Origin of the sequence: Pseudomonas sp. B21-059 (assembly GCF_026016285.1) — a bacterium.
Taxonomy (GTDB): domain Bacteria; phylum Pseudomonadota; class Gammaproteobacteria; order Pseudomonadales; family Pseudomonadaceae; genus Aquipseudomonas; species Aquipseudomonas danubii.
Map to the genome: position 1 here is coordinate 3735876 of NZ_CP087201.1, position 14894 is coordinate 3750769.

The following is a 14894-nucleotide window of genomic DNA, read 5'->3' on the forward strand; positions in this document are numbered from 1 at the left end:
TGGAGCTTCATTGTGAGTACAACTATAGAACAACAGTATTTGCAACTATTGCAAATGCCTGAAACCTTTCGTGCGCAGAAAATTGATTGTGAACTTTGCAACTCCAAAGATCATCGGGTTTTGCTGGAAAGTGTCCAGGGGCCCGGTGACCAGGCGGTGGCATTGCCAGTGCTCGGCTGCCAGGATTGTGGGCACATTTTCCAGCAATACCGCTTCGACGAAGCCTTCTACAGCGCTTACTACGACAAGTTCTACCGCCTGAGTTTGTTCGGCAATACGGAGCCGGAGCGCGCCTTCTTTCTGGACCAGGTACGCCGCGGCGAACACCTGTATCAGTACCTGCAAGATGTGCTTCCCGCCAAAGGCAAAATGCTTGACGTCGGTTGCTCCGCCGGCGGCCTGATGATTCCTTTTGCCAAGCGCGGCTGGACAGTCAGAGGCAATGACCCCGACCGGGCCTACGTCGAATACGGCAAGAATATCGGCCTGGACATCGACCTGGTGGGCGCCGAACACATGAGCCCCACGGGTGATTACAACCTGATCATCATCAATGGTTCGCTGGAGCATGTTCATGACGTCAACCAGGTCATGCAGCTTTGCCGGCAGGCCAGTGCCGAGGACGGATTGCTGCTGATTGAAGGTCGCGCGTTGGGTTATGGCATCAAACAAGGGTTTCTAACCCATAACCATCGCCGCTACTTGAGTGCCAGCAGTATCGAGCACCTGATGTACCGGCATGGTTGGGAGCCGATCCAGACCACCCATGAGCCCGTGTGCGGGCCGACCCGACCGGGGGCGGTGTTTGTACTGGGGCGAGCCTGTGCCCAGCCTGCCACCGAGCACCTCGATAGCATCAAGGCTCAGGGCCGCAAGGCACTGCAGGAGTCCTACATGCCAAGCCTGCACTCGATGCGACCCCGCACATGAGTGCCTCGGCCTATGCCCTCGAAAAGTCGAGTGCCCGCGTCCATTCCTGTTTCAGGGATGATCTGGTCGTGACACCACCGCCAGCAGACGCGGTCACCCGGCGCTACAACCTCTACGACCCCCATAGTGATATCGGTTTTGAACTGGGCCAGGCCGAGTACTCACTTGCCTTGCTGTTCGATGGCCAGCGAAACCTGCAAGCGATTGTCGACGCCGCCCTGGCGCAGCATCGAATCAAGGTCAGCCCTGAGAAGCTTGCGCAGTTCGAGCGCAAACTGCTCAACCTGAAACTGCTGAGCAGCGAGCAAACGGATCATAAAAAGGACCTGCGCGATCCCGCCACGGGCATAACCTATGGCCCGCTGAAAGAGCATTTGCTGATTAACCTGGTTAAAACCAACCCGCAGCCATTGCTTGATCATCTTTACCGGTTGGCGCCCTGGTGCTGCCGCGCGGCATTCATTTTGCCGCTGCTGGCCTTGTCCCTGTTGAGCTTCGTGTACCTGGGCGCGCACTTGGACAGCTTCATGGCCGATGTCAGCGCCACCTATATCCAGAGTTACCGCTGGCTGCTCTGGCACTTCCCGGTGATCTTGACCTCCATCGCCCTTCACGAACTGGGGCACGCGATGGCCTGTCGTCACTATGGGGTCAAGGTCAACGATTTCGGGATCGGCATCTACTTGTTGCTCGCCACCGGTTGGGTACGTCCGGTGCAGACGCAATGGTCGCAGCTACCGCTGAACCAACGGGTGATCACCATTCTGGCAGGCCCCTTGCTCAGCCTTCTGTATGCGGGAGTGGGCATTGCCCTGTGGGCGATGTTCCGTGACACCCAAGGGGTTTTACCCGCCCTTTTCGTGGTGATGATCGTGGCTTCGTGCATTTCCCTCATCCCCACCCTGCTGCCCATCTTCAATGGCGACACCTACCTGGCGATTACCGAAGTGCTGGGGCAACCGCGCCTGCGCCAGCGTGCTTTCAACTATGTAAAGCGCCATTGGCGCAGCGCGCCGCAGGAAAGCCTTTCCCCTGCATTGCGCAGGCTCTACTGGAGCACATTCCTGTTGACCTGCCTGGGCTGGGTCATCGCCTGGAGCTTCATCGCAGCCACCCTGATTCGCCTTTTCAACCACCCATAAGGACAGTGTCATGACTCAACCTACAGTGACTCCGGCTATTGCCACCATGGATGAACCCACCACCACAACCGCCCCGGCCGACGTCGCGCCGCAAGCCCTTACCGATGCACCGTTCGAGGAGTTCGACCTCGACGATATCGAAATCATCGAAAGCAAAGTTTTCGCCTGATCGCTCCGGGCTTCCTCGGCTTGACGTCGAGGGAGCCTCCCCTTCCTCAAACTGGGCAACCACATGGCTCACTTCGTTAAGCCCGAACCGATTGGTGTGGGTATCCAGTACAACCCCGAGATCCTCGACTGGTTTCCATTTGAGGACATCGAAGTCGATGTGCTGGAAATACTGCTCGACAACATCATGGCCCCTATGGATGGCCCGCAGATCATCAAGCCCGCGGCCCAGGCGATGATCAATCGGCTGGCTGAGAAATTCACCTTGCTGGCGCATTCCAACTACGGTTGCGACTTTGGTTTCAGCCCGCTTGAAGAAACCGCCGCTGTGCAACGCCATGTGCCCCTGGCCAAGATGCTGAACAGCCCATGGGTCGCCAACCATTGTTTTTATGGCGACAACTCCTGGCTGGATATCTGGAGCAGCCCGCTGCAGTTTTCCAATGCAGAGGTTCTGCGCTGCGCCGAACGCGCGAAGGCTTTGCAGGCACATTATGGGATGCCACTGGCCCATGAAAACGCCGCTTATTACTTGCAATGCCCGGGTGCAGAAATGCGCGAAGCCGAGTTCCTGGCCCGTCTCGTGCAGCAGTCCGGCACCTTCTTGCACCTGGACTTGCACAACATCTACACCAACCACCTGAACCTGAAAAACTTCGACTTGCGCGACTACCTCGACACCTTGCCGTTGGACAAGGTGATCTCTGTACATCTGGCAGGTGGCAGCTGGCATGAGGGGCTCTACCACGACTGGCATGACTCGTGTGTGCCCGAACCTGTTTGGGATCTGTACCAGGAACTCATGTCCCGCTGCCAACCCTCGGCGATCATCCTCGAATACCAGGGGCAGGCTCACCACGCACTGACACGCGTGATGGACGCCAACGACGAACACATGATCGTCACCGATGTGCGGCGCGCACAGAACATCTGGAATCACTACACAAAAGCGGCACAGGAGCTGACGCATGGATGCTGAGCAGGTCTGGAAGCTGTGGCGACGCCTGCTACGCGATGAAACACTGCAGCAGCAGTTGTTCGAAGCTCAAGGCGCGACTCAATGGCTGGAACACTTTCCTGATAACGAGCGGGTGATTCTGCAGGCCTATGGCAGTCAGTTTGAAAGAGTGAAATGGTTCGTCGAAAACTATCAGTTCCGCTTGGTCAATTCCTTTATCAATGCGCTGGAAACCGGCGCGCCATTGACGCTGCGCGCGCTGCTCAACATCGACCTGGACCTGCCGGCACTGTCCAAGGCATTCCTGCGCCAACAAGAGTGGTTCGACTACGGGCCAAGAGTGTATGGCTATTGCGATGCGGCATTGGGCTTTCTGCTCGAGCGCCAGGAACTCGCCGACTACCCGCAGATTCGCGACCTGATGGGCCTTGAGCGCGAATCTGTGCGCCTCTACATCGGGCTGGTGGAAACCAGTGCCGCAGTGCCGGGCACTTATCAACGCACCGACGGTGCACGCATTTACCAGAGCCGCTATGCGCTGTCGCACTGGTTGCGTGATAAAAGCCTGCTCGGGCGTAGCAGACCGGAGGAAGCCAGCGAGCACATCTTGGTGTATTTGCCCACCCCTGAGGCGCGCCACAAATTCACCCTGATCAGCCCGCGCGCTGCGTACCTCTATCACTGCCTGGAGCAACCGCAGTCACTCGCAAGCTTGATGCAGATACTGGGTTCCAGCGCCGCACAACCCAGCGGCGAAGACTTGGCACTGCTCGACAAGCTGCATCGACTCAACGCCATCAGGATGCCGGCCTAGACCATGGAAAGCTCACAGTACTTCTGGCTGCGCTCGACCGGCTTCCCCATTCATCACTTGACGGATCTGGGCCGATTCGCCGACCTGCCGGCGTGCCGCGCCTTCGAGCAAGACTTCCGCTCCTTGCAGGCGCTGAAGGCGACGCTACTTGAAAAGGCCAACGCGCATTCGCCCCAGGCCTGCCGCAAATTCATCCGCAAACTCAACGAGAACCAGGCCCTGCAACCCACCGATCTGCCAGAAGTACTGCGCGAACCTCTCGGTGAGGCTTTGCAACACTGGAATGCTTTGCTGGCGCGAACGTCAGCGCCTGAAGAAGCCGCCCGGGAATATGACGCCTATCTGGAGAGCGCCCGCCAAGGGCTGATCGACTTCCTGGATGACGAGGCGGTGGCCGAGGCCTTGTTCATCTCCAACCCGTCGGCGTTGACACGCATCCGTGAGCTGATCAGGGATCGGCACAGCAGGAACGACACCCGCAAAAAGCAGAAGCTGCGCTTGGGCTGGAGTTACGCGCAACGTTTCTGCGCCAAGAACGATACCTCCAGTTTTTTCGGACCTTTGGCCTGGGGCCGGTTCGATACCCGGCAGACGGCCAATGTGCATCTGACCCAGGATGACACGGCGTGGATCAAGGATCGCCACACCTTCTTCGAGAATTGGGTGGTACAGCGGTTGGTCGAACAGATCAACCAGCAATGCCCAGACACCGACCTTATGCCCTTGCAGCTCAATACCGGTTGCTACCTGCACGAACAGACCCTGTTCATGCCGATTGGCAAAAGCCAGCGCCTCAACCCGCAAACCGCCCAGGTACTGCAGTACATCAGCGAGCAGCAGGATCGAGCCGCCACTTATGCGGGGATATTGAACAACTGTCCGCAAGACGCGGCTGGCACATTGCGCGATCTGCTGGAGCACCTGGTGAGCAAACGTATCGTGCGCCGAGGCTGGCAAATGTCGCCCCGTGAGCGTCACCCCATCGTGCAGCTGCAACGCTGTTTGGCCAACGCGGGGGTATCCGACCCGTTCAACCAGCTCTGGCAATCGCGCCTTGAAGCGCTGGAGGGCTTGCGCCGTGACTATGCCCACGGCGACCTGATGCGTCGGACCGAATGCCTTGAGCGCTTGAACCAACTGCTTGGCGAGGCCGGGGTCGACCTCAGCCGAGAAACCGGCGCCATGTATGTTGGGCGTTACCCGCTGTACGAAGATTGTTCGAGAAACATGAACATCAGCCTTGGGCAAGCCATGCTCGACCAAGTCAACCAAGAACTGGCGCCGCTGATGCGCATCAATCAGTGGCTGATCAAAGCCATCGCGCACCAGCTCAATCAGGCCTTCATTGAGGTCTGGGAGCAGCGCCAGGTGGCCAACCCCGGCAAACCGGTTGATTTTCTCGACCTGCTCAACACCCTTGCCCCTCTGTTGCCTGCACTTGAAGCGCGCATCATCGGCGACCTCGATCAGTGCCTGGAAACCGCTTGGGCGCAACTGCTGCAGGACTTCCCGGGGCATGCCGAAGTGCGTCTGTGTGCTGCGGACGTCGAGCGCCTGATCAGCCTGCTGAACAGCCGTCTGGATGTCGAAGGCTTCGAGGTGTTCGGCAGCGACTTTCACTCTCCGGATATCCTGCTCTCCAGCGCGTCGGTCGAGGCTTTCAATCGCGGCGACTACGAAATCATCGTCGGTGAAGTGCACCCGGCAGTTCATACGCTGAGCCAGCCCGTTGCCGCCCCGTTCGGCCCCTTCAATACGCAGATAAACCAACAGGTGGAGGCGATTTTCCAACGCCCTCGCCTGGTACTGGCTGACTCGCCCGAGAGCTATCAGCGCTCCCACATCGACTGGCCATTGCAGCCCTCCTACCTGCAATTGGTGCTGCCGTCTGGCGGCGGTTGTGTCGCAGCGCACCAGCAGTTTGCCGCCGGCAGGGCAAAAGTGCTGCGGGTGAACGGTCGCCTGCAAGTGGTCGACGCCCTGGGTCAGTTCAGCGAAGACTTGCTGTGCGTGTATTCCACGCCCTTGCATCGGCTGGGCTTCGCCCTGGCCGGTAGCGCCGTGGCCAAACACGATCACCGCCGTATCTGGTTGGGCCGGACCCTCTACAAGCGCGCTTCCTGGCTATTTGCCCGCGATCGCCTGCCGGAACCGAAGGGCTCGATCGACGAGCTTGAACACACCCTGCAATGGCGTGCCTGGGCTGGCGCTCACGGTTTGCCCCGCTATGCCTTCGTCAAGATCGATACCGAACCCAAACCGCTGTTCCTCGACTTCGACAACCCTTTGTCCTTCGACGGCATCAGCAATGCGCTGAAGAACGCTGGCCACGTCAAGTTCTCGGAAATGCGACCGTGCCCCGATGAACTTTGGCTTGAAGAGGCACGGGGGCGTTTCTGCTGTGAAATACGCACAACCTTTTCCACATGCGAGGCTCTTGCGACATGAGTAAAGAAAATACAGCCTCTTGCGCCAAGGCCGACCAGGAAATAAAGCACACGTTTGTGTACCTGTTTTTGACCATATTCATTCCCTTTGGCCTCGGCCATTTCGTCTCGTACCTGTTTCGCACGGTCAACGCTTTGATCTATGTGGACCTGGAGCAGGAACTGCACCTGCCGGCCAGCAGCATGGGCCTGCTGACCGGCGTGTACTTTCTGACCTTCGCCGCGGCGCAGATTCCGCTCGGCGTCATGCTCGACCGCTACGGTCCGCGCAGCGTGCAGGCCCCCATGCTGTTGTTCGCGGTATTGGGCTCGCTGATTTTCAGCTTCTCCCATACTGAGCTGGGTCTGATCATCGGTCGCGGCCTGATCGGCCTGGGGGTTGCCGGTTCGCTGATGAGTGCGATCAAGGCGTGCACCATCTGGCTGCCGGTCGAGCGTCTGCCGCTGAGTACGGCGTGCCTGTTGTCGGTAGGTGGCCTGGGCGCCATGGCGTCCACCACGCCGCTGCATGAACTGCTCAAGTGGATCTCATGGCGTGAAGCGTTCTTGATTCTGGCGCTGTTGACTCTGTTCGTCAGCGCGGTCATTCACCTGAGCGTGCCGCGCACCTACAAACCCAAGCACACCACTCTGGCCGAAATGTCCAAGGCCGTGGGGACGCTTTACTCCTCGTGGGTATTCTGGCGACTGGCGTTGTACTCGGTGTTTGCCCATGCGATCTACATGTCGGTGCTGTCGCTGTGGATGGGACCGTGGCTACGCGATGTCGCCCAGCTCAGCGAGTCGAGCATGGCCAATACCTTGCTCTGGGGCACCGTGGCGATGGTGGCAGGTTCGCTGGCCTTCGGCTCGATCACCGACTACCTGCGCCGCTTTGGTGTGCAGCCGATCATGGTGTGCGGCGCCGGGGTTGCGATCTTCATCGTGTTTCAATCGCTGATGATCAGCGGACTGCCGGTGTCGCCGCTGCTGATTGCCATGGGGTTCAGCTTCTTCGGCACCTCCACCACCATGAACTACGCGATCGTAGCCCAGTCGGTATCGCCTGAACTGGCCGGGCGGGTCAGCTCGTCGTTCAACCTGGTGGTGTTCGTGCTGGCGTTCGCCTTGCAATGGTTGATGGGAGAGATCCTGAACCTGTGGCCGGCCAATGGACAAGGGCATCCGGTGGAGGCTTATCAGTGGTCGCTGGGGGTGATGATTGCGTTGCAGGTACCTGGGGTGTTGCTGTGGCTGAGTTTCAAACCGTGGCAACTGAAAACAGCGACGGCGCGGTAAACGCTGGCGGCCAGCTGGTCTTCGTTGACCACAGGTCCGTCAACCCGCCGCAAAAACCCGCCAGTTGCGCTGCGTATGAGCGAGCAAGGCATGCTCAGCATCGAATCACTGACAGCACAGGCAACCGCTGATCAACGGTTGATCGGGGTCGCTTTCAAGAAAGGTGACCCTGACTTCCACCCCCGTTCGCAGTGGCGTCAATTCGCACTGCCAATTGGCAGCGCCTCCTAGCCAACAGCTGCTTTTGTCGTCAAACCGACCTTCCCGATCCCAGGGAAACTTGACCTTGAGCCTCGCGCAGCGCCCATCAGTGCGCAGCGCTTCATCTTCCATGGCGATAACCAGCGCAGTCTGGCTGGGCACCTGCGGTTTCTCGTGAGCCAAAGGCGGACGATAGAGCGCATCCCCCGGCACAAGCATGAAGCGATTGCAGTAACCCGGATGCCGGTCATCGTCAGCCGGGTCGCCACTGGCGTACTCATTCAATACCTGTGGCTGTCTGCCTTCATGGATGACCCGAGTCAGAAGCCATGGCTCATTGCGCTCTTGGCCCGGCGGGCCGGGAATTTCCAGAACATGACCACTGGCTAACCCGGTTTGCTGACCTTGGCTTTCAAGCGGACGGTAAGCCGCGCGGCGGTGCTCACCGGCCTGCGGGGTGAGCTGCCTGGCGGGCTTGATCAGTCGCTCGTTGGCCCGCCTGTCGCCCTCGGGGGCGACAGCCGTGGCTTGCTCGATCCTGGGAAAAACCGCCTGATGATCGCCAAACACCAGCACATGACCTTGAGCACTGTGCTGGAAGTGAAAGTGAATCCCCTCCTCCTCACACAAGCGCTGGATGAAGTGCAAATCCGTTTCACCAAACTGGGTACAGCAATCACGCTCGGGGTAGGTCGAGTCCAACTCAAAGCGGTAGGCATCGCCCAGAATCCCGTGCTCTTCGAGAATCAGGGCAACGATGGCCGGCACCGAAAACTGCTGATAGATCCTCTGGTTGGTGCGGTGGCGCAAATAGGACAGGTGCGGAACCAGGGCCAGGTTGTAGCACTGGGTGTCCGCACATTGGGCGATGTGATAGATGCGCCCGTGAATGCCATTGCCGTGGCCATCGAAAGCCAGGAAGGCCTCCCTGTCGACGAGGCTTTGCAGTTCCAGGTCGGGTCGCTCACTCACACACTCCACCTTGAAAAAGTAAGGCTTGCTGATCGCCTCTTCCCCGGTGAATGCGAGCACTTGAACCTCATGCGCAAAACCGTCGATGGTCAAACAGAAGTGCGTTTGATTGGCTGGGCTGAACATCCACTGTGCTCCTCTTGGATCAGGTATTGAATGGACACAGGCGCATACCGCCATGCGGGAAAGTTAATTTCCCGCATGACGAATACATTTCAACGAATGTTTTAAATAATGAGCCCGCACTCGCTATAAAACGTGCATGGCGCAGGAGAGGAAGAGTCAAACCCGATCAGATACTGCTCTTCACCTTAGTCCAGACCCGCGTCCGGATGCGCTCCAACTTCAATGGCAGCGGTTCAAGCGGAACCAGTGTTGCGACGGTTGCCTTGTCTGGATATATCCATGGGTTATCGCGCAACTTCTGCTGGACAAACTCGGTGGCATCCTTATTGGCATTAGGATACAGCGTGTGATTTGACGTTTTGGCAATCACTTCCGGACGCATCATGTAATTGATAAACGCCAGGCCTTCTTTTGGGTGAGGGGCGTCTTTGAGCAGCACCAGGTTTTCCGACCAGACCAACGCGCCTTCGCGAGGCAGGCTGTAGCTGATCGTGCGTCCGGTATTGGCACTCTCGTTGGCAGCCTGCGCCGCCAGGGCACCATTGGCCCAACCCACCACGACACAGATATTGCCGCCCGCCAAGTCAGTATCAATTCTGGAGGAATCGAAATAAACGATATAAGGCCGGATCTTCAACAGCAGTTCCTGAGCCTTCTGGTAATCATCCGGGTTCTTGCTATTGCTGGGGAGCCCAAGGTAATTCAAGGCAATCGAAATGATCTCGCTGGGCGAATCAAGCATGGCCACACCGCAAGACTTGAGCTTGCTGATGTTCTCTTCCTTGAAGATCAAGTCCCAACTATCGACCGGCGCATGATCACCCAATGCCGCTTTGACTTTATCCACGTCATAGCCAATGCCGGTGGTGCCCCACAAATAAGGCACAGCGTAGCGATTGCCAGGGTCGTTGACCGCAAGTTGGGCCAGGATGGCCGGGTCGACGTGGGACAGGTTACTCAGTTGGGCAGGGTCCAGCGGCTGCAGCACCCCCGCCTCGATCAGGCTGGGCAACACATTGGAGGTCGCCACCACCACGTCATAGCCGGTGCGTCCGGCCATGACCTTGCTCTGCATGATCTCGGCGCTGTCGAAGGCATCCATGTGAATTCGGGTGCCCGTGGCCTGTTCGAACTCTTTTGGCGTTTCCGGAGCCAGCAGCCCGAACCAGTTGTACAGGTACATCCCTGGCTCTACTGCACCCGCGGATGTACTGATTCCGGCGCAGAGCAACGCGACCGAAAAAACGGTTCGCAAAGGTGATTTTCTCATGCAACATCCCTGTCTAGACGACGTGCCCTCATGGCTGTCGTAAACCTTGAAGGCGAATATACCGAGCCTTGGGCAATAGTAAATACCTACGATTACTTACCTTTTACCTACGACTCCCTAACCCTAAAGGGGTAGAAAATGCCACTCGACCTGCATAGCCTGGCTTGGCACCGCTCGATTGGAAAACTGATCATGCAGCTGAACCGTCCAGACTTCTGGAGTTCGCTTATTCGCACACTCAATGAATATGTGCAGATCGATAACTGGGTCGTGCTGATCTTCAGCAATCAACAAGTACAAGTGGTCAGCCTTCCCGAAGTAGCCGATGTGGAAGAGGTGGATGCGTTTATTCACCTGTATGTAAAGGGGCTATATCTGCTGGACCCCTTTTATATCGCCAATCGAGAAAACCCGCAGAGCGGTTTCTTTCACCTGCTGGATATTGCGCCGGAGTACTTTCGGGAAACCGAGTACTACCACAAGTACTTTGCGCAATACATTTCTGTCGATGAAGTGCAATACAACATCCAGCTCGATGCCGACAGAACCCTGTGCATCTCCATTGGCAGCGGCGTGCACTTCAATCAAGAACAGATCACGATGCTGGATCTGATCAAGCCGTGGGTCACTGCATTGATGCATCAGCGCATGTGCTTTGAAACGGATGTCGAGAAAAACCTCAGCGCCCCGCCGCAATGGCCCGAAACCATTAGCCAGCTAGGCACACAAATAACCACCCGCGAGAGCGATGTACTCAGGCTGTTGCTCAGTGGCTTTTCCAACAAGGAGATCGCTGGCAAACTTTCCCTCTCGGCAGAGACGATAAAGGTTCACCGTCGCAACATTTACGCCAAGCTGAACATCAAGTCGCAATCCGAACTCTTCGCTCGATTCTTCATGCCAAAACAGGATGTTCTCTCTTGACGCTATCGACCTCGATGACGATCCCTGCCGGGAAACCGTAAGCAAACCACTGCATAGCCTGGATGCCTCACGAACCCCGCATCCCATCAGCAACACCCTCCAAGCCCCTCTCAACACGGATGTCGAACACCCCATGTTTAAAGCCATTCTCTTCGGCCTGCTCTCCTGCGCCCTGATGCTGCCTGTTTTCGGGCTGGTCATTGCACAGTTTCTCCCGCCTGCGTTCGTTGCCCTTGGCGAACCGGGTTGGAAACAACAGCACAATCAACTGGTCAGCCTGCATAGCGTTCAATGGCTGACGGTGCTGAGCTGGGCCCTCATGGCAGGGCTGGGGGGATTTGTCAGCACCCGGACCCACGCGACCCGCTCCTTGCGTCCCGCCATCTGGGTCGGGGTCATCATTTTGTTGGTCTGGGGCGTTCCCGTGGGGATCTTCTCCTTGAGCCAGATAAGCTGGGTGCATATCAGCTGCTGCCTGGCCATCATGCCGGCGGTGCTGGCAGGTGGTGCGCTGGCGCGCAGAAAAGCTGAATCATTGACCTGAACATCAACCCTAGGCTCTGTACGAAAAGCCTTGATACTCGGTGATGCTGCGTTGAAAACGGTCTCGTGCGCGAGTCCGATCGGAATGCTCATTTACAACCCGTAAACTCCGCTTCCTCGACCGTTTTCGCCTTGCCTGACCTTCGTCTCAAAACTTTTCGTACAGAGCCTAAGCAGGGAGCACTTCGATGGATATGCAATTTCGCGGTAACGCAATGCCTGGCAACCCCGCTGCCGGCACCTGCGATGAGTACAGCCTGAGCGGCATTTCCAGCCTGGATGAGCTAATCGACGCCTACCGCCAGATCGCCGGCAACCACCCAGGCTTCAGGCCCCTCTTCTCGCTGGATGATCTGCCCCAGGCTCGCTACACCTGCGGGCATGCCCGCAACAACCTGGGACTGGACGAGGCCTCGGAACAGGACATCGCCCAGTTACCAGCCGAATGCTTCGAACAGGGCGAATACCTGGGCTATCCCACCACCAAAGCCGAGTTCGCAATCTGCTTGCGCAACTTCACCGAGCTGGTGGCCGGCAGCTCGTTCGAAGATGCTTGCGCCCACGGCCTGACCCTTGACCAGACCGCCCTGCAGGAATGGATGGACTATCAGGACAATCCGGTTTCACTGCTCGACCAACCTCTCTCGGCGCTCCTGGTTCCGGTCGAGCATGCCTGCCAGGCACTGGCTGCGTTTCCCAACGGCTATTTCAGTTGCGACCTGGGCCCCGCGCAAAACTATGCGCTAGCGCGCCATTTTGCCCAGGCCCACGGTTATGAATTGATGGGGGTTGGCGCGTCTTACCTCGGTTTCCTGCGTGCAGCGCCTGCCGACCTGCACGTCGCCAACGCCGTGGCGAAGGATTTTTGTGCGCTCTACAACACCCCTGATGAGAACCGGCAAGCGGTGATTTCAGCGGTCGTCCAGGCGATCCGCGAGCGGACACACCTGTGGCTGCGCTACGTGGAATGACGCTCGGAGAAAGGGGGTGGATTCACAGGCTCAGCCGCTTCTCCATCGGCTGATAGATCAGCCCGGCAAACTCACCCTCCTCCCCAGCCAAGGCAAAACCGTAACCTTCGTAAGCTGCCACTGAGGACAGAGACGCTCTGACGGTTACCACATCGGCTCTGGCCTGCTCCAGAGCTGCGTTCACCAAGCGTTTGCCAACGCCGCGACGCTGCCACAGCGGCGCAACGAACAGCATCGCCACATGGCGTCCTTCCTTGAGCTCGATCAGTCCGACCAGGGTTCCCTCTGCGACACAAACCAGCATCAGGTTGTCGCTCGCCATTCGTTCGGCAAACGCCTCCTTTGCCGCTACCTTGGCGAAGGTTTCCACACCCTGCGCTGAGAGCGAAGGCGCAACCGCCAGCATGAACGCTTCCAGGCAAAGGGCAGCGGCGCTCGGCAGGTCTTCGTGAGTCATCTTGCGTATCTGCACAGTCGTCGTCCTTGGCTTGAGTGGAGTGTTTCTATACCAGAACATCCAACCTTGCGATACGCAGCAACGCCGCGGCAAACAGACACCTCGTTCAGCGATGTCGCTGCTTGCTTCGGCAGGGTTGGTATAACCACACCGCCACATGCGTTCCATTTTCAAGCTCAGAAAAAAATGCTCCATCGCGAAGTGGTCCCGGCGGGACTGTTGCGACTCAAACCTTGCTGCGGGCCATTTCGCGCCAGTAACAATCAGCTCCATTCTTCACTGGATGACTTGCGCCAAACGCAGCGCCAGCGTCGATGCCTGTTCGGCACTGGCAACGTTGGTGAAGCCCATCCCCAGCCCCTGCCTGGACCGGGCTTCCAGGTACCACTGTGACAGCGGCTCAACCGCGATGCCCACCGCCCGGGCGCGCTGGGCGAGCTCGACATCATTCCCTTGCCCAAGACCGGCGACCAAGTGCATGCCGCCTGCTTGAGGGTTTATCTGTAAACCCTCGGCAAACTGTTGATGCAACGCATCGATCAGCCATTGACGGCGTCGCGCGTAGAGGCCGCGCATTTTATTTAGATGCCGTGCGAAGTGACCCTCGTTGAGGAAGGCGGTGACGGTCGCTTGAAGTAGATGCGGGCAGTGATTGTGCAGACGATCCGCCTGGCGGGCGAACGCTGGGGTCTGTTCGGCGGGCACCACCAGGTAGGCCAGGCGCAGCCCTGGAAACAGGACTTTGCTGAAGGTGCCGGTGTAGAGCACGCGGCCCTGCTGGTCGAGGCTCTTGAGGGCGGGCAAGGGTTTGCCTTGGTAGCGGAACTCACTGTCGTAATCGTCCTCGATGATCCAGCTGCCTTGGCGGTTGGCCCAGTCCAACAGGGCCAGGCGCCGCGGCAGGGACAGCGACATCCCCAGCGGGCTCTGATGGGTCGGGGTGACCACGGCAAAGCCGGCCTCTGGGGCGCGGGCGATGCCTTGGGCGACATCCAGGCCCTGATCGTCCACGGGCACCGGCACCAACTGTGCGCCGGCTTCCAGCAGCGCGTTCCTGGCCATGAAGTAGCCGGGCTCTTCCAGCCAGCAGGTGGCGCCCGGGCCCATCAGCGTGTGGCTGATCAGGTCGAGGCAGGCGCGGTAGCCGGCGCAGACGAAAATCTGCTGCGGATGACAGGTGATCCCCCGGGAAATCCCCAGGTAGGACGCGATGGCTGCGCGCAACGGTGCATAGCCCTGCGCGTCCGGGTAGACGAGACCTTCCAAGCCCGTCTGGCGCAGTTGCCGGCCCGCCAGTCGCGTCCAGAGCTTGCGCGGAAAAGCGTCCAGCGCTGGCAGGCCCATTTGCAGTGCCAAGGGCGATGTGCCGGCATGGGTGGCCTGGTAGGTCGTTGCAGCCACTGGGACGCGCTGCACGGGCGCGCAAACCGGCGCCAGTTGCGGGGTGACAATGGTCCCGGCGGCCCCGCGAGCAGTCAGGTAGCCCTCGCCTATCAGCAGTTGATAGGCCGCTTCCACGGTGCCTCGCGCCAGGTTCAGCTCCGCCGCCAAGGCGCGAACGGCAGGCACGCGGTCTCCCGGACGCAGGCGGCCATCGGCAATCGACTCGCGAAACCGCTGGTAAAGCTGGCGATAGATCGGCGCCGTCTGGCTGCGGTCCAATTCGAAAGGAAGGATCATGGCCTAGTCATTT

The 14894-nt window shown here is 58.7% G+C and carries 14 protein-coding genes; 10 read left to right on the forward strand and 4 right to left on the reverse strand.

The window, feature by feature from the left end:
- The first annotated feature begins 120 nt into the window (after window positions 1-120).
- The 7 genes from LOY69_RS16440 (at window position 121) to LOY69_RS16470 (ending at window position 7737) form a co-directional block, all read left to right on the forward strand.
- Window positions 121-930: a class I SAM-dependent methyltransferase gene (locus LOY69_RS16440; RefSeq protein ID WP_249735895.1), complete on the forward strand. Its 810-nt coding sequence runs from the start codon at window positions 121-123 to the stop codon at window positions 928-930.
- 68 nt (window positions 931-998) lie between these two features.
- On the forward strand, window positions 999-2072 hold the full coding sequence (locus tag LOY69_RS16445) for a M50 family metallopeptidase (protein ID WP_265073221.1): 1074 nt from the start codon (window positions 999-1001) through the stop codon (window positions 2070-2072).
- A 10-nt stretch (window positions 2073-2082) separates the two neighbouring features.
- Window positions 2083-2241, forward strand: a complete 159-nt coding sequence (locus LOY69_RS16450; RefSeq protein WP_170003946.1) for a TglA family RiPP precursor — start codon at window positions 2083-2085, stop codon at window positions 2239-2241.
- Window positions 2242-2304: 63 nt separating this feature from the next.
- The gene (locus LOY69_RS16455; protein ID WP_102879147.1) at window positions 2305-3219 is read left to right on the forward strand and encodes a DUF692 domain-containing protein; all 915 of its coding nucleotides are present in this window, start codon (window positions 2305-2307) and stop codon (window positions 3217-3219) included.
- Window positions 3209-4012, forward strand: a complete 804-nt coding sequence (locus LOY69_RS16460; RefSeq protein WP_110653317.1) for a hypothetical protein — start codon at window positions 3209-3211, stop codon at window positions 4010-4012. The genes LOY69_RS16455 and LOY69_RS16460 overlap by 11 nt, the downstream gene beginning before the upstream one ends.
- 3 nt (window positions 4013-4015) lie before the next feature.
- Window positions 4016-6460, forward strand: a complete 2445-nt coding sequence (locus LOY69_RS16465) for a lantibiotic dehydratase family protein (RefSeq protein WP_265073222.1) — start codon at window positions 4016-4018, stop codon at window positions 6458-6460.
- Complete coding sequence (locus LOY69_RS16470) at window positions 6457-7737, forward strand: MFS transporter (protein ID WP_102879144.1); 1281 nt, start codon at window positions 6457-6459, stop codon at window positions 7735-7737. The genes LOY69_RS16465 and LOY69_RS16470 overlap by 4 nt, the downstream gene beginning before the upstream one ends.
- Before the next feature lie 105 nt (window positions 7738-7842).
- Here the strand turns inward: LOY69_RS16470 and LOY69_RS16475 are convergent, their stop codons facing one another.
- Together LOY69_RS16475 and LOY69_RS16480 are read right to left on the reverse strand one after the other, a co-directional pair.
- The gene (locus LOY69_RS16475) at window positions 7843-9036 is read right to left on the reverse strand and encodes a contractile injection system protein, VgrG/Pvc8 family (RefSeq protein ID WP_265073223.1); all 1194 of its coding nucleotides are present in this window, start codon (window positions 9034-9036) and stop codon (window positions 7843-7845) included.
- Window positions 9037-9202: 166 nt separating this feature from the next.
- Window positions 9203-10306, reverse strand: a complete 1104-nt coding sequence (locus LOY69_RS16480) for a polyamine ABC transporter substrate-binding protein (RefSeq protein ID WP_102879142.1) — start codon at window positions 10304-10306, stop codon at window positions 9203-9205.
- A gap of 138 nt (window positions 10307-10444) precedes the next feature.
- On the opposite strand from LOY69_RS16480, the gene LOY69_RS16485 reads away from it, so the two are divergent.
- The 3 genes from LOY69_RS16485 (at window position 10445) to LOY69_RS16495 (ending at window position 12744) form a co-directional block, all read left to right on the forward strand.
- Window positions 10445-11230 (forward strand): response regulator transcription factor, encoded by a 786-nt coding sequence (locus LOY69_RS16485; RefSeq protein ID WP_102863385.1) that lies wholly within the window; start codon window positions 10445-10447, stop codon window positions 11228-11230.
- A gap of 133 nt (window positions 11231-11363) precedes the next feature.
- Window positions 11364-11774, forward strand: a complete 411-nt coding sequence (locus LOY69_RS16490; protein ID WP_265073224.1) for a hypothetical protein — start codon at window positions 11364-11366, stop codon at window positions 11772-11774.
- A gap of 187 nt (window positions 11775-11961) precedes the next feature.
- Window positions 11962-12744, forward strand: a complete 783-nt coding sequence (locus tag LOY69_RS16495) for a DUF4253 domain-containing protein (RefSeq protein ID WP_265073225.1) — start codon at window positions 11962-11964, stop codon at window positions 12742-12744.
- 22 nt (window positions 12745-12766) lie between these two features.
- Here LOY69_RS16495 and LOY69_RS16500 read toward each other — a convergent pair whose 3' ends face one another.
- Window positions 12767-13216, reverse strand: a complete 450-nt coding sequence (locus LOY69_RS16500) for a GNAT family N-acetyltransferase (protein ID WP_123390552.1) — start codon at window positions 13214-13216, stop codon at window positions 12767-12769.
- A gap of 261 nt (window positions 13217-13477) precedes the next feature.
- The gene (locus LOY69_RS16505) at window positions 13478-14881 is read right to left on the reverse strand and encodes a PLP-dependent aminotransferase family protein (protein ID WP_265073226.1); all 1404 of its coding nucleotides are present in this window, start codon (window positions 14879-14881) and stop codon (window positions 13478-13480) included.
- Window positions 14882-14894: the final 13 nt, after the last annotated feature.

Coding starts and splice junctions, on each gene's coding strand:
- LOY69_RS16490 (WP_265073224.1), top strand. CDS start 11,364: ATGTTTAAAGCCATTCTCTTCGGCCTGCTCTCCTGCGCCCTGATGCTG.
- LOY69_RS16470 (WP_102879144.1), top strand. CDS start 6,457: ATGAGTAAAGAAAATACAGCCTCTTGCGCCAAGGCCGACCAGGAAATA.
- LOY69_RS16480 (WP_102879142.1), bottom strand. CDS start 10,306: ATGAGAAAATCACCTTTGCGAACCGTTTTTTCGGTCGCGTTGCTCTGC.
- LOY69_RS16495 (WP_265073225.1), top strand. CDS start 11,962: ATGGATATGCAATTTCGCGGTAACGCAATGCCTGGCAACCCCGCTGCC.
- LOY69_RS16505 (WP_265073226.1), bottom strand. CDS start 14,881: ATGATCCTTCCTTTCGAATTGGACCGCAGCCAGACGGCGCCGATCTAT.
- LOY69_RS16485 (WP_102863385.1), top strand. CDS start 10,445: ATGCCACTCGACCTGCATAGCCTGGCTTGGCACCGCTCGATTGGAAAA.
- LOY69_RS16460 (WP_110653317.1), top strand. CDS start 3,209: ATGGATGCTGAGCAGGTCTGGAAGCTGTGGCGACGCCTGCTACGCGAT.
- LOY69_RS16455 (WP_102879147.1), top strand. CDS start 2,305: ATGGCTCACTTCGTTAAGCCCGAACCGATTGGTGTGGGTATCCAGTAC.
- LOY69_RS16450 (WP_170003946.1), top strand. CDS start 2,083: ATGACTCAACCTACAGTGACTCCGGCTATTGCCACCATGGATGAACCC.
- LOY69_RS16465 (WP_265073222.1), top strand. CDS start 4,016: ATGGAAAGCTCACAGTACTTCTGGCTGCGCTCGACCGGCTTCCCCATT.
- LOY69_RS16475 (WP_265073223.1), bottom strand. CDS start 9,036: ATGTTCAGCCCAGCCAATCAAACGCACTTCTGTTTGACCATCGACGGT.